The organism is Bradyrhizobium huanghuaihaiense (assembly GCF_025200885.1).
In the GTDB taxonomy this organism is placed as follows: Bacteria; Pseudomonadota; Alphaproteobacteria; order Rhizobiales; family Xanthobacteraceae; genus Bradyrhizobium; species Bradyrhizobium huanghuaihaiense.
In genome coordinates this window covers 6,231,389-6,244,791 of record NZ_CP104172.1, presented here as the reverse complement: position 1 = coordinate 6,244,791, position 13,403 = coordinate 6,231,389, and the positions used below count along the sequence as shown (strand labels likewise).

General features: G+C 65.8%; 13 protein-coding genes. 2 read left to right on the top strand and 11 right to left on the bottom strand.

Annotation, left to right across the window (positions count from 1 at the left end; genetic code table 11):
• Positions 1–27: 27 nt before the first annotated feature.
• The 5 genes from N2603_RS29595 to N2603_RS29575 all read right to left on the bottom strand — a co-directional run bounded on the left by N2603_RS29595 (position 28) and on the right by N2603_RS29575 (position 4,292).
• Positions 28–888, bottom strand: coding sequence for an ABC transporter permease (locus tag N2603_RS29595; protein WP_260384912.1), 861 nt, complete (start codon positions 886–888; stop codon positions 28–30).
• Between the two features lie 8 nt (positions 889–896).
• Positions 897–1,772 carry an ABC transporter permease gene (locus N2603_RS29590; RefSeq protein ID WP_260384911.1) on the bottom strand — a complete coding sequence of 292 codons (876 nt, stop codon included), beginning with the start codon at positions 1,770–1,772 and terminating at the stop codon, positions 897–899.
• Positions 1,769–2,551, bottom strand: a complete 783-nt coding sequence (locus N2603_RS29585) for an IclR family transcriptional regulator (RefSeq protein ID WP_260384910.1) — start codon at positions 2,549–2,551, stop codon at positions 1,769–1,771. The genes N2603_RS29590 and N2603_RS29585 overlap by 4 nt, the downstream gene beginning before the upstream one ends.
• Before the next feature lie 179 nt (positions 2,552–2,730).
• Positions 2,731–3,357, bottom strand: coding sequence for an alpha/beta hydrolase (locus N2603_RS29580; RefSeq protein WP_260384909.1), 627 nt, complete (start codon positions 3,355–3,357; stop codon positions 2,731–2,733).
• Positions 3,354–4,292, bottom strand: a complete 939-nt coding sequence (locus tag N2603_RS29575; protein WP_260384908.1) for a ring-cleaving dioxygenase — start codon at positions 4,290–4,292, stop codon at positions 3,354–3,356. Before N2603_RS29575 ends, N2603_RS29580 begins: the two co-directional genes overlap by 4 nt.
• A 128-nt stretch (positions 4,293–4,420) precedes the next feature.
• On the opposite strand from N2603_RS29575, the gene N2603_RS29570 reads away from it, so the two are divergent.
• Complete coding sequence (locus N2603_RS29570) at positions 4,421–5,329, top strand: LysR family transcriptional regulator (protein WP_260384907.1); 909 nt, start codon at positions 4,421–4,423, stop codon at positions 5,327–5,329.
• Positions 5,330–5,419: 90 nt separating this feature from the next.
• On the opposite strand, the gene N2603_RS29565 is transcribed toward N2603_RS29570, so the two are convergent.
• The 6 genes from N2603_RS29565 to cobU form a co-directional block, all read right to left on the bottom strand.
• Complete coding sequence (locus N2603_RS29565; protein ID WP_260384906.1) at positions 5,420–6,280, bottom strand: L,D-transpeptidase; 861 nt, start codon at positions 6,278–6,280, stop codon at positions 5,420–5,422.
• 114 nt (positions 6,281–6,394) lie between these two features.
• Positions 6,395–9,070 (bottom strand): hybrid sensor histidine kinase/response regulator, encoded by a 2,676-nt coding sequence (locus tag N2603_RS29560; protein ID WP_260384905.1) that lies wholly within the window; start codon positions 9,068–9,070, stop codon positions 6,395–6,397.
• Positions 9,067–10,110, bottom strand: a complete 1,044-nt coding sequence (locus tag N2603_RS29555) for an ABC transporter substrate-binding protein (RefSeq protein ID WP_260384904.1) — start codon at positions 10,108–10,110, stop codon at positions 9,067–9,069. The genes N2603_RS29560 and N2603_RS29555 overlap by 4 nt, the downstream gene beginning before the upstream one ends.
• 310 nt (positions 10,111–10,420) lie before the next feature.
• Entirely contained in the window at positions 10,421–11,053 is a 633-nt protein-coding gene (gene bluB, locus N2603_RS29550; RefSeq protein ID WP_260384903.1) for a 5,6-dimethylbenzimidazole synthase, read from the bottom strand.
• Positions 11,054–11,057: 4 nt separating this feature from the next.
• Entirely contained in the window at positions 11,058–11,840 is a 783-nt protein-coding gene (cobS, locus tag N2603_RS29545; protein WP_260384902.1) for an adenosylcobinamide-GDP ribazoletransferase, read from the bottom strand.
• Positions 11,837–12,340 carry a bifunctional adenosylcobinamide kinase/adenosylcobinamide-phosphate guanylyltransferase gene (gene cobU, locus N2603_RS29540; protein WP_260384901.1) on the bottom strand — a complete coding sequence of 168 codons (504 nt, stop codon included), beginning with the start codon at positions 12,338–12,340 and terminating at the stop codon, positions 11,837–11,839. Before cobU ends, cobS begins: the two co-directional genes overlap by 4 nt.
• A gap of 120 nt (positions 12,341–12,460) precedes the next feature.
• Here cobU and cbiB point away from each other — a divergent pair, with 120 nt between their 5' ends.
• The gene (gene cbiB, locus N2603_RS29535) at positions 12,461–13,402 is read left to right on the top strand and encodes an adenosylcobinamide-phosphate synthase CbiB (RefSeq protein WP_260384900.1); all 942 of its coding nucleotides are present in this window, start codon (positions 12,461–12,463) and stop codon (positions 13,400–13,402) included.
• The last annotated feature ends 1 nt before the right edge of the window (position 13,403 follow it).

Sequence of the window (13,403 nt, the reverse complement as noted above, 5' to 3'; positions counted from 1 at the left end):
TGTCGAATCCTTCGTTGCAATGAGCGGTTACAATTTGACGTAGGAGCGCAGGCCCACCGTGCGGTCGAGCCCGATGACGACGACAAAGGCGAGCACGATCGAGACCACCGAGGCGGCGCCGATGGTGCCGTCCAGATCGAACTTCAGATAATTGAACAGCGTGACCGGCAATGTCTCGTTGCCCGGCGAGACCAGGAACAGCGATACCGGGAACTGGTCGAAGGAGACGATGAAGGCGAAGATCGCGCCGGCGAGCACACCCGGCTTGATCAGCGGCAGCGTCACCTCGAAGAAGGTGCGCAACGGACTTGCGCCGAGATTGCGCGCGGCCTCCTCCAGGCGCGTGTCGAAATTATGCAGCACGGCGAGCGTGGTGCGCACGACATAAGGCAGCGTCACCAGCGTGTGGCCGGCGACGAGGCCCCAGGTCGGACGTCCCACATCGAGCAGCACATAGGTCTGGAACAGCGCGAGGCCCGTGAGGATCGCCGGCAGCATCAAGGGTGAAAGCATGGTCGCCACGATCAGCCGCGTGCCCGGCAGGTTGCCGCGCGCGAGCGCCAGCGCCGCGGAGGCGCCGAGCACAGTTGCGGACAGGGTGGTGAGCACGGCGACTTCGAGGCTGAAGCCGAGCGCATGCATGAAATCACGCGAAGCGAAGAACTTTTCGAACCAGCGCAGCGACACGCCGACCGGCGGAAACTGGATGAACGGTGTCGGGTTCAGCGCGAACACCACGACGATCGCGATCGGCGCCAGCAGAAAGACCAGGATGGCGATGTTGATCGCGAAATAGAGGTAGCGGCCGTAATGCCTGATAGGCCCGGGCGTCCGCACAGACGTTGCTTGGTGGGCTGCCGGGAGCGAGGGCGAGGCCGTGGTTTGCATCGTCCGCCTTATTGCAATTCGCGCTGGCCTGAGACGAGGCCGAGTGCGCGGTTATAGGCGATGACGAGCATGAGCGAGATCACGAGCAGCACGATGCCAAGCGCGGCGGCGAAGCCGACGTTGAAGTTCGCCGAGATCTGCTGGTAGATCAGGATCGGCAGCGTCATGATCTGGAAGCCGCCGAGCAGGATCGGCGTGACATAGGCGCTGATCGCAAGCGCGAACACCAGCAGTGAGCCGGCGAGGATGCCGGGCAGGCTGAGCGGCAGCGTCACCTCGAGGAAGGCGCGCAAGGGGCTCGCGCCGAGGTTTTCCGCGGCCTGCTCCAGCCGCTCATCGATGCGGCCGATGACGCCGGTCAGCGTCAGCACCATGAAGGGCACGTAGATGTGGACGAGGCCGACCACGATGCCGGTCTCGGTGTACATCAGCTTCAGCGGCTGAGCGATGAGGCCGAGCGACATCAGGGTCTGGTTGACCACGCCCTTGTCGGAGAGCAGCGTCATCCAGGCGAAGGTGCGCACCACGATGCCGGTCAGCATCGGCGCCAACACCGCCATCAGCAGCAGCGCGTGACCGGCACGGCTCTTGATGCGCGCCATCCAGTGCGCCAGGGGATAGCCGATGAGGAGCGCGACCAGCGTGGTGACCAGCCCGATCCGGATCGTGGTCCAGATCACCTCGAGATAATAGGGATCGCCGACCATGCGGGCGTAGTGGCGCGTGGTGAAGGCGACCTTCGGCATCACCACCGGATTGCCGGTGAGCACGCTCATCAGCGCCATCAGCCCGATCGGCAGGAAGAAGAACAAGGCAAACAGCAGCGCGCTCGGCAGGATGAAGAGCGCAAGGCCGTTGGGACGGGTGGTTGCGGTGCTGCTCATCGCGTCCCCGTCTGGATGCGCGCGGTGTCCTGATCGAGCGGATCGCCGGTCAGTCGTCGCAGCTTCGCGGACATCGCCGCCAGCTCGCGGCGGACATTGGCGCGTTCGACGGCGGTGGTCGCCTGCACGGAATAGGACACCGCGATGCCGATCATCTCGCCGGTCTCGCCGCTCTTGAGCGCAAAGCCTTGCGAGCCGACGCCCTCGATGGATTCATCGGCCGCCTCCGACACGCCGGTGCGGCGAATCTCGTCGAGGCGTGTGATCAACTGCTTGAAATTCTGCGGCGAGTTGCGCGGCAGCTTTGGATAGGTCGCGGGCACGCGTGCGCGGATGTCGTCGTCGGAGAGGCGCGCCAGCATGGCGCGGCCGTTCGAGGTCGCGAGCGCCGGCGTGCGCTGGCCGGGCGGATTGACGACGCGCAGCGGATTGGAGCCCGGCACGATGCGGAGCACGACCTGCTCAAAGCCGTCGAGCACGGCGATGTAACCGGTGTGGCCCGTGCGCGCACAGACCTCGCGCAACTCGCGCTCGGCCATGCTGATGAGATCGTCATGGGCACGGTGCAGCCGGCCGAGCTCGAAGGTGAGCAGGCCGGGCCGGTAGCGGCGGGTGTGCGGGTCCTGCTCGAGCAGGCCGCAATCGCGCAAGGAGCGCAGCAGCCGCGAGGTCGAGCTCTTCGGCTTGCCCGTCAGCGCCATCACGTCCGCGAACGACAGATCCGGCCGTGCGCTGGAAAAGCAGCGGAGGATCTCGATCGCGTTGGTGAGAGCGCTCATGAAGGCTGGTCCAAGGTAGTTCCAAATTTCGGGACCTTGTCCCAAATTTTAGGCCTGCCGCGGAAACGGGCAAGCGGAAATTTCCGGCAGGCTGGCGCCCGATTGCGCAGATGCGGCGGAAGGTCGCTCGCAGGGGTTCGAAGCGACGCATCGCAGTCGTGCGATGCGTCGCTTCTTCGTCAGGCCGCTTCGGCGGCGACGTTGCCAATCCAGTCGCGGGCGAGCGTCACGTCGGCCTGCGACAATTGATGGCCCGCCGGCAGGACCTTGTGCGTCACGCTGGCGCCGGCTTGCGACAGCAGCGCGGCGAGCTGCGCCGAGTTGCTCGCCGGCACGATCGGATCAGCCTGCCCGGACAGCAGCAGGACAGGTTTGCCGCCGAGCTCCGCTTTGGGCGAATCCGACAGCGGCACCATGGCGCGCAGCAGGATCGCGCCTGCAAGCACGTCCGGCCTCAGCAGCAACAGCGCAGCTGCAATGTTGGCGCCGTTGGAAAAGCCGACCGCGACAGGCGCGGCGATGCCGTAGCGTTGCCGCGCTTCCGTAACGAAGTCGCCGAGCTCGCGTGCACGCCGTCGCACGTCCTCCTCGTCGAATACACCCTCCGCGAGGCGACGGAAGAAGCGCGGCATGCCGTGCTCGAGCACGCGGCCGCGGGGCGAGAGCAGGGCCGAGCCCGGCGAGATCATCTTGCCAAGGCCGAGGAGATCGCTTTCGTCACCGCCGGTGCCGTGCAGCAGCAGCAGAGGAGGGGAGCCCGCGCTGGTCGCGGGCTCGAAGCGATGGATGAATGCACTCTCGGTCACGACACGCTCTCCTCCAGGCTCGGCAGCACGTCCTCGATCTGCTTGCGATGCTGCTCGAGGAAGCCGGGCAGCTTCAGGTCGCGTCCCAGCGTCGCGACGGGTTCGTCGACGGCGAAGCCGGGGATATCGGTTGCGATCTCGAACAGCACGCCGCCGGGCTCACGGAAGTAGATCGAGCGGAAGTAGTTGCGGTCCCTCTGCTCGGTCGGGTGCAGGCCGTGATTGCTCACGAGCTTTTGCGCCATCTGGCCCTGCTCGGCATCGTCAGCCGCGCGGAAGGCGATGTGATGCACTGAGCCGCCGCCCTGGTGCCCACGTAAAAAGCCCTTGGCCTCGTAGATGTCGACGACGCTGCCTTCGACATCGCCCGGGGCCTTGAAGCGGATCACAGAACCTTCGCGGCCGGTCTCCTTGAAGCCGAACACGTCGGTGAGGACGGCGGCCGTCTTCGCCGCGCTGTCGAGCAGCAAGGTCACGCCATGGAAGCCGCGGATTGCATGCTCGGCCGGCACGTCGCCATTGCTCCAGCCGGGCTCGTTCTCGGCGCCGGGGATGCCGACGAGGGCGAGCGCCATCCCATCAGGATCGGTGAAGGGCAGCACGGATTCGCCAAAGCGCTTCTCAAGCGCCTCGTAGGCGATGCCCTTCTCGGTGAAGCGCTGGGTCCAGTAGCCGAGCGAACGCTGCGGCACGCGGAAGGCGGTCTGATGGGTTTCGCCGACGCCGCGGCGGCCGGCCGGCACGCCCGCCCAGGGGAAGAAGGTCAGGATGGTGCCGGGGCGGCCGGTCTCATCGCCATAATAGAAATGATAGGTGCCGGGATCGTCAAAATTGACCGTCTTCTTGACGAAGCGCAGGCCGAGATCCCGGGTGTAGAAGCCGAAATTCCTGATGGGGTCGCCGGCGATCGCGGTCACATGGTGCAGTCCAGACATTGTCGTCCTCCTGAAATCGGGAGCGGTCTTGCTCTGGCCGGAAATATCGTTCCGCTTTGGATTGGAGACAATCCATGCAAATATGACGGCTATGTCTACGATTTGGAAACAATCACCGAAGCCAGACCTTGGATAAGGTCGCCAGCCTCCGGGCCTTCGTCAAAGTGGTCGAAAGCGGCAGTTTTGCCGAAGCGGGCCGGCAGCTGCGGCTGTCGCGCTCGGCGATCAGCAAATACATCGCCGACCTCGAGGAGAGCCTCGGCGTCCAGCTCTTGAACCGGACCACGCGGCACGCCAGCCCGACCGAGAACGGACAGCGCTATTTCGAGCGTGCGGTCGTGATCCTCTCGGAGATCGAGGCCGCCGATCAGGCGGTGACGCAGGCCCAGTCAGCGCCGCGGGGGCTGCTCCGCGTCAACGCGCCGATGTCGTTCGGCACCATGCGGCTCGGTCCGGTGCTGGCCGACTTCATGATGCGCTATGGCGAGCTTCAGCTCCAGATCGTGCTCAGCGACGATCTGCTCGATCCTGTGCAGGACGGTTTTGACGTGACCTTGCGGATCGCGGAGCTGGAATCCTCCAGCCTGATCGCGCGCAGGATCGTGCCTGTCCCCCGCATGATCTGTGCCTCGCCGGATTATCTCGCCCGTCACGGCACGCCAAAACATCCGCAGGATCTGCGCGAGCACGCTTCGCTGACCTACGGCTTCCTGCTCACCGGCAATCAGTGGAAACTGACCGGCGCCGACGGCGATCACTGGATCCAGCCGGCCTGGTCGCTCTGCGTCAACAATGCCGAAGTGCTGCGCGACGTCGCGATCAAAGGCCGGGGGCTGGCACTGCTGCCCGAGTTCATCGCGGCCGACGCTTTGAAGAAAGGCGAGCTGCGGACGGTGCTGGACGACTATTCTGCGCCGCCGCTCGCACTCTATGCGGTGTATCCGCCGACGCGGCATTTGTCGGTGAAGGTGCGGCTGTTCATCGATTTCCTGGTCGAGCGTTTTGGTCGGGAGGACGGAGGCGTGGGGACGCGCTGAGGGTGATGGCGTGGGCTCATCAAGCGGCCAAAAGCGACGACCTGTATTGCCTCCTTGTCCTCAGTTGCAGGCCGAGGACGGAGCACCGAGTTACTGGGCCTCGGCGATCTTCGGTCCAGATGACGGCATCTGCGCGTTATTTGCCGAGGGCCGGTTCGACGGCGATGCCGGGTCCGGCGATCGGGAAGCGGCGTCGGGCGCTCCCTGGGATGGTCGACGGGTAGCGGTTGCCGGAAGCACGATCACTTTCGCTCCGACTTTCACCCGCTCATAAAGGTCCACGACATCTTCATTGGTCAGCCGGATACAGCCGGACGAAACCCGCTTCCCGATCGTATCGGGCTTGTTGGTGCCGTGAATTCGATATTCGGTCTCGCCGAGATACATCGCCCGGGCGCCGAGCGGGTTGCCGGGGCCGCCTGCCATGAACCGCGGCAGATAGGGCTGACGCGAGACCATCTCCGCAGGCGGATGCCAATCCGGCCATTCTGCTTTACGGGCCACAGTCTGCTCACCGGACCACGTGAAACCTTCGCGGCCAACACCGATGCCGTAGCGCAGTGCTTGCGTGTCGTTCAGGACGAAATAAAGGAACGTGTTCTTGGTATCGATGATCACGGTGCCCGGCGTCTGGCGGCTGGCGTAGTCGACCACCTGCCGAACCAATGCTCCGGGAACGTCAGCATCGGCTCTTGGTGGTTCGACCAGAGGCGCCGGGGCTGGAATCGGAGCCGGAGCCGGCGCGGATGCATGCGTTGGAGGTGCCACGTAAACCGGACTTGACGATGCCTGGGCTTGGGGCGCGGACGGCTTCCGTGCCGGCTGCACGCTGGCCGGGCGAGACAGCAAACCGTACCCCAATGCGGCGACGGCCACGGCGCCAATTGCAACTCTCGCAGCCATTGGCAGTGCGAGCGTCTCCGCCTTTCCACGCTTGGCCCGCTTACTCATGTCTTTCCCCAGGTCACCATGCCTGGAAGAGGTACCCAGCAAAATTTAAGAAACTTCGAAGCGATGTCGCTCAGACTGGAACCGTCAGCGATGGTTAACGCCGAACTCCGTGCGCTACCCGGCCGATGCGAGCAGATCGTCCAGCGCGCTGATCGAGGCCTTCTGGAGCGCGGCGAGATCGCGGGCGGCGCTCTGGCACTCCGGCGGGGACATCGAGGGCGCCGCCAGCTCGACCTCGCGGCAGCGCTCAAACAGGCGGACGAGGCCGAGCGCGCCGGCGGCGCTGCCGAGCTGGTGTGTGGATCGCGCGAGCTGTTTGCGATCGCCGGCGGCGGCGGCTTTGGTGATGTCCTCGATCAGCCTGTCGCTGGTCTCCTGCAGCAGATGATGAAGCTTTGCGATCTGCGTCGCGCCCAGCAGCTCTTTCTGGTCGTCGAGGAAATGCCGGTCGATCAATGCGCCCGCGGCGAGTTGCGCGGCGGCCGGCTCGTCCTGGGTGTCTTCGATCGCCTCACGCAGCGCATTGATCAGGATCGGCTTGCTGACGACCTTGGCGATGCCGGCGCCGGCGAGTCGTTCGCGGGCGAGGGTGGAGACGTCGGCCGTCACGGCGATGATGCGCGGTCTCTTCGGCAAGCCGAGCTTGCCGATCCGCGACGCCGCCTCGACGCCGTCCATGTCAGGCATGTGCAGATCCATCAGGATGACGTCGAACGCCTGATCGCGGGCAAGCTCTATGGCAGATGCGCCGTTCCTGGCGATCGTGGGGTGGTGGCCGAGCCGGTTCAGGATCGCTTCGCCGACCTCGCAATTGACGGGATCGTCGTCGACCAGCAGCACGTTCAGCTGCCGCGATGGCGGTGGAAGCGCGCCTTGTGCAATGCCGCTCGCGGCGCGGCCGAGCGGCACGTCAAGCGTGAAGGTGCTGCCGGCGCCCGGCGTGCTCTTCACCGTCAGCTCGCCGCGCATCAGGCGCGTGAGGCGCCGTGCGATCGCAAGTCCGAGGCCGGTGCCGCCGAATCGCCGTGCAATGCTGTCGTCGGCCTGGACGAAGTCCTCAAAAATCCGCTCATGCATGTCGGGCGCGATGCCGATGCCGGTATCGCGAACGGTGATGTGCAGCAGGACATGTTTGTCGAGCTGTTCTGCGGCCGCCGTCAAGGCGATCCCACCGCGCGGGGTGAACTTGATCGCGTTGCCGATCAGGTTGAGCAGGATGCGGTTGAGCCTGACAGGATCGCCGTGCACGGCGATGTTGACCGTCGCATCGCTGGCGAGATTGAAGGTCAGTCCCTTGTCGAAGGCCTGCGGGCGCATCAGGTCGGCGGCGGCCTCGATCAGCTGGTCGAGGCGGAAGTCGCGCGTCTCCAGCGCCTCGGTGCTGGCCTCAAGGCGCGCATATTCCAGGATCGCATCGACCAGTGCGATCAGTGTTTCGCCCGATGCGGCGGCGGTGGCGAGGTGGCGCCGCTGCACTTCGCTAAGGTTGCCGTCGTCGAGCAGTTGCAGCACGCCCATGACGCCGTTCAGCGGCGTGCGCAGCTCGTGGCTGACGACGGCGAGGAAGCGCGACTTGGTCTCGTTGGCCTGCACGGCAATGCTGCGCGCGCGCTCGGCTGCGTCGTGCTCGGCGAGGGCCTGATCGCGCGCCTTCTCGAGCTCGGAGGTCCGCTCGATCACCTTGCCCTCGAGCGTTGCGTAGGAGTCGCGCAAGTGAGCGGCCATCCGGTTGAACTGGTCACCGAGCGCCTCCAGCTCGTCGCCGGTCCTGATCGCGAGCCGCAGACCGAGATCGCCGCTTCCGATCCGCCGCGCGCCCTGCGTCAGGATCTGGATCGGCACAGTCATGCGCCGGCTGAGCCAAAGGGACACCAGCACCGCAATGGCAAGCAGGGCGATCAGAAGAAATGTGGAACGTCCGATCGACGCATAGATCGGGGCATAGGCCTCGCTGAGCGGAAGCTCGACGAACACCAGCCAGCCGAGCGAGGGCACCGTCGCGTAGGTCGAGAGAACGCGTTGACCTGACAGGTCCTCCCTGACCAGGCCGCCGGAGGGCGGGCCCACGCCGTCGAGCGCGGCGCGCACGTCCGCGTGGCCGGTGAGATCGCTGCGGCGTAGTGCCGGCCATAAATCCGGATGCGCGATCAAGACTCCCGTGCGGTCGACCACATAGGCCTTGCCGGTGTTGCCGACCCTGATCCCGGCGACGAGGTCCCAGATGAAGCGCAGATTGACTTCGGCGACGACCACATTGGGCTGGCGGCCGGTCCCGCGAGTGGCGAGCGTCATGAACGGTTCGGTATCACCGAAGAAGTACACGGGGCCGTAATAAGCGCGGCTTTCATTGGCGCCGCGGAAGGCCGGCGAGGTGGAGAGGTCGGCTTTGCTGCCGACCCTGTCCGCGACGCGGCGCGACACGCGCACCTGCTCGCGGCCCTGCGCATCGAGCTCGGCAATTTCCGCGATCGCGGGCGAGAGGCGCAGCAGGCGGATGGCGTTCAGGCGATCGTCTTCGTTGGTCGACAGCTCCGGAGGCAGGCGTGAGAGCCATCTGATCTGGTTTTCGATCTGACCGACGAACTGGCCGATCTGGATGGCCGCGGATGCCGCCTGCTCGCGCTGGATCGCCGCGAGGAGCTGCTTCTGCTCGCGATAGGAGAACCAGACGTCGAAGCCGGTGGTGATGGCGAGCGCGGCAAAGGCGAGGGCGACGATCGAGTAGAGATATTTCCGGAACAGCCGGCCGGGAGGCGTTCGCAAATGTCCCTGGTCGGCCTGCTCGTTCACTCGCGGATCTCGTCGGCGCGCGCGAGCAGCGTGAACGGGATCGTCAGTCCGAGCGATCGTGCGACGGTGCGGTTGATCAAAAGCTCGTATTTGCGCGGCGATTGCACCGGCAGATCGCCGGCCTTGGTGCCGCGCAGGATCAGGTCGACATAGTCGGCCGAGCGAACCTCCAGCGTCGGCCCGTAGCTCATCAGCCCGCCCGCATCCATGAAGTAATGAAACGGATAGATCATCGGGACGCGGTACTTCGCCGTTGCCGCGACGATCGCCTGGCGGTTCACCACCAGGAAGCTGTCGACGAGCGAGATCATCGCAGCCTTGGGCGGCTCGCAAAAGCGGCTGATCGCCCCGTCGATCTCCGCTGCCTTGCCGATGGGGGCGAGGACCACGTCAACCCCTGTTGTCGCGGCCTCCTGCTCGAGGGAGTCGAGAAAGAAGCGTCCGGCGCGAGGCGTGCTCGCCGGATTGAACAGGACGCCGACACGCGCCATGTCCGGCACAGCCTCCTTGATGAGCTGAAACCATTTGCTACCCATCTCGGCGGTGCTGCTGGTGAAGCCCGTGACGTTGCCGCCGGGACGGGCGAGGCTCTCGACGAAGCCGTTGCCGACGGGGTCGTTGGAGGTCGCGAAAACGATCGGGATCGCCTTGGTGGCCGCCAGCACGGCCGCGGTTTCAACCGTCGAGCCGGTCAGGATGACATCCGGCCTGAGATCGATGAGCTCCTGCACGGCGGTCTTCAACCTGTCCGGTCCGCCGAAGCTCGACCGGATCTCGAAACGGAAATTGACCCCTTCGACCCAGCCTCGTTGCCTCAGGCCCGCGATGAGCCCGCCAAGCCGTGTGGTCGCAGCTTCGGTCATGCTCCTCTTGGTCAGCTCGTCGTCGAGCGGCAATGCCGTCAGCGTCGCGACGATCCGCATGCGATCCGGCGTTGCGCCGAGCACAAGCCATCCCGCGGCAGTAGCGCCCGCCAGGCGAAGGAGATCGCGGCGGGCGACCGCCGGCACAACGCGGGCAGGAGCGGGCCGCTCAGTCATGATGTTTCGCAAAAGTTGTCCCTGACCCCGTGCATATCCCGAAAGGCTAGCAACCACAATTGATGAAAAAGTGCTTGTGAATGTTCATTCGCAGCCATGCGCAGCCCGATACCGTATTCCGACGCGCCGAAAGAGTCGCTGTTTCGATTGGCGGCCCGACCACATCCGCGGTTATCCCTCCAATTCGGCGTCCGGCGAGTGCCTCTCTCGGCCGTCATTGCGAGGAGCCCTTGCGACGAAGCTACCGCCTTCGCCAAGGCTTCGGCGGACAAGTCGCTACGCTCGCAATGACCGAGGATGGTGCGGCGTTCTACCGCCGCAGCGTAAATTCGTTCGCGCCGCGCCGGTGCTCCCATTTCGCCTGCTCCAGCTCGGGCTGGTCGCATTCGACCTCCGGATAGCCGATGCAGAGATAGGCGATGAATTTCCAGGTATCTGGCACGTCGAGAATGGCGTGGATGCGATCCGGATTGAGGATCGACACCCAGCCAAGGCCAATGCCTTCCGCGCGCGCGGCGAGCCACATCGCGGTGATCGCGGCGACGACGGAATATTCCGTCGTTTCCGGCATGGTGGCGCGGCCAAGGCCGTGGCCGATGTCGCTGGCCTTGTCCGCGAACACGGCGAGGTGGCCCGGCGCCTGTTCGAGACCCGACAGTTTTAGCGTGGCATAGCGCGCCGCGCGGTCGCCCGAGTAGCAGTTGAGTGCATCCGCGTTGCATGCCTTGAAATCGTCGATCACGTTGCGGCGCCGTGCGGCATCGTCGACGATGACGAAGCGCCAGGGCTGGCTCAGGCCGACCGAGGGCGAAAGGCAAGCGGTCTCGATCAGGCGATCGATGGTGCCCTCGGGCAGCGGATCACCGCGAAAGCGGCGCACGTCGCGCCGCCACACGAACAGCTCGTGCAGGTGCCGGCGGAAGGTGTCGTCGAACTCGACCATGAGATCAGCGTCCCATCTGGAAGGCCGCGGCGACCAGCAGGATCAGGATCTCGCCCGTCTGCTCGAAGGCGCCGAGAACGTCGCCGGTCTGCCCGCCGATCTGGCGGATGGCGAGCCGCGCCAGAAGCAGTCCGGCGAGCGAGAGCAGGATCAGGCCGACCAGCGCCTTGGCCGGCCCCAACGCCAGGGCGAGCACGAGCGTTCCAACCGCGAAGGCGATGGCGACGCTGCGGCCCGGCGGCGCTCCGGCGCTGGCCGACAGTCCGTCAGGCCGCGCCGGCGGGACAAGCGACATGAAGGCCGGTACGCCGGCGCGGGCAGCGGTGTGCGCAGCGCACAGCGCCAGCGCAACCGCCGAGGGACTGGCGATGGCCGCGAGCGCGCTCCAGCGCAGGCCGAACGACAGGATCAGCGCGCAGACGCCGTAAGTCCCGATCCGGCTATCGCGCATGATCTCCAGCTTGCGCTCGCGCGTCCGGCCGCCGCCGAGCCCGTCGGCTGTGTCGGCAAGCCCGTCCTCGTGCAGCGCGCCGGTGATGAGGGCGGTCGTGGCCAGCGCGAGCAGGGCGGCAAGGTTCGGTGTCAGCCCGAACCGAATGGCGATCTTGTAGGCCAACGCTCCGATAAGGCCGACCAGCAGTCCGGCCACGGGCAGCGCCCAGGTCGCGCGCGCAACAGTGCCGTCAGCTGCAGGCTTCGACGGCGCCACGGGAAGGATCGTGACGAACGATGCCGCCATCCTGAGATCGGCGATGATATCCTGCAAAAATTCGGCGCGCTGTGTCATTTCAATTTCATCGGCAAGCCGGCAGCAACGAACTCGACCTCGTCGGCGAATTCGGCGATGATCTGGTTCATGATCCCAGCGGCGTCGCGAAAGCTGCGCGCTAGCGCGTTGTCGGGTACGATGCCGAGGCCGACCTCATTGGTAACGAGCACGACCGGGCTCTTGAGGTTGAGCAGGGTGGCGGCAAGCGCGTTTACCTCGTCCTCCCAATTGAGCTCCGCATGCATCAGATTGGAGAGCCACAGGGTCAGGCAGTCCACCAGCCTTGCGCCGCCGCCATCACTTGCGACCAGCGCGGACGCGAGATTGAGCGTCACCTCGCGCTCGATCCAGTCGGTTCCGCGGCGCGCGCGATGCTTCGCGATGCGCGCCTCCATTTCGGTATCGAGCGCCTCGGCCGTTGCGATGTAGATGGGCTGGCCCGGAAAGCTGCGCGTGCGCATTTCCGCACGCTTGCTCTTGCCCGATCGCGCGCCGCCCGTGATCAAGATGATGGCCATAAAGGTCTCCCGTGGGCCTGACTAACCACCAATCGCGGCCAAAGACAAAGCCGAAATCAGCTGCCGGGGGCTTGCGCTCCGCCTTGGCTTTGCGCAACAGGGGCGGGATAGGAGACGAATGTGGGCTTTGCGGGCGCGATGGTGGTGGCGATGGCAGTGGATGCCCTTTTGGGCTGGCCGTCATGGGTGTTCGCCCGGATCGGTCACCCCGTGACGTGGCTGGGCAAATTGATCGGCGCGATCGATACCGGCTGGAATCGCTCCTCCGATCCGCCGGCACTTCGGCGCGCTGCGGGTATTGCGGGAGCACCTTTGGTGATTGTGCTCTCCGTCGCGCTCGGCTGGATGCTTCAGTCTTTGCTTGCTTCGGGCTGGATCCAGATCGTGCTGGTGGGCGTGCTCGCCTGGCCGCTGATCGCGCTGCGCTCGCTCCATGATCACGTTGCCGCCGTTGCCGTGCCTTTGCAGGCAGGCGACATCGCCGCAGCACGCGAGGCGGTCTCGCGCATCGTCGGCCGCGATCCCGCGGCGCTCGATGAAGCCGGCATCGCGCGCGCAGCGATCGAGAGCCTTGCCGAGAACGCCTCCGATGGCATCGTAGCGCCGGTGTTCTGGGGCGCGCTGTTCGGCCTGCCCGGTATTCTCGGCTACAAGGCCATCAACACGCTGGATTCCATGATCGGCCATCGCAGCGAGCGGCACGAAGCTTTCGGCTGGGCCGCGGCGCGCATCGACGATGTCGCCAATTTCATTCCGGCGCGGCTGACAGGGTTTCTGTTCGTGCTGCTCGCGCCAAGGCGACCCGAGGCGTTGTCGTGCATGACGCGCGATGCGCGTCGCCATCGCTCGCCCAACGCCGGCTGGCCGGAAGCGGCGATGGCGGGCGCGCTTGGCGTGCGGCTCAGCGGCCCCCGCATCTATCATGGCAGCGTCACGAAGGAGCCCTGGCTCAACGACGGCGCGCGCGATCCGCATCCCGCCGACATCGGCGAGGGGCTGAACGTCTACCGCCGCGCCATGCTGCTGCTCGCAGGCCTGCTTGCGATCCTGGCCTTCGCGTGAA

What these genes read in the sequence shown, in the direction of transcription:
- N2603_RS29585 (WP_260384910.1), bottom strand. Translation starts at nt 2,551, where the DNA reads ATGAGCGCTCTCACCAACGCGATCGAGATCCTCCGCTGCTTTTCCAGC.
- N2603_RS29590 (WP_260384911.1), bottom strand. Translation starts at nt 1,772, where the DNA reads ATGAGCAGCACCGCAACCACCCGTCCCAACGGCCTTGCGCTCTTCATC.
- N2603_RS29595 (WP_260384912.1), bottom strand. Translation starts at nt 888, where the DNA reads ATGCAAACCACGGCCTCGCCCTCGCTCCCGGCAGCCCACCAAGCAACG.
- N2603_RS29565 (WP_260384906.1), bottom strand. Translation starts at nt 6,280, where the DNA reads ATGAGTAAGCGGGCCAAGCGTGGAAAGGCGGAGACGCTCGCACTGCCA.
- bluB (WP_260384903.1), bottom strand. Translation starts at nt 11,053, where the DNA reads ATGGTCGAGTTCGACGACACCTTCCGCCGGCACCTGCACGAGCTGTTC.
- cobS (WP_260384902.1), bottom strand. Translation starts at nt 11,840, where the DNA reads ATGACACAGCGCGCCGAATTTTTGCAGGATATCATCGCCGATCTCAGG.
- cobU (WP_260384901.1), bottom strand. Translation starts at nt 12,340, where the DNA reads ATGGCCATCATCTTGATCACGGGCGGCGCGCGATCGGGCAAGAGCAAG.
- N2603_RS29555 (WP_260384904.1), bottom strand. Translation starts at nt 10,110, where the DNA reads ATGACTGAGCGGCCCGCTCCTGCCCGCGTTGTGCCGGCGGTCGCCCGC.
- N2603_RS29575 (WP_260384908.1), bottom strand. Translation starts at nt 4,292, where the DNA reads ATGTCTGGACTGCACCATGTGACCGCGATCGCCGGCGACCCCATCAGG.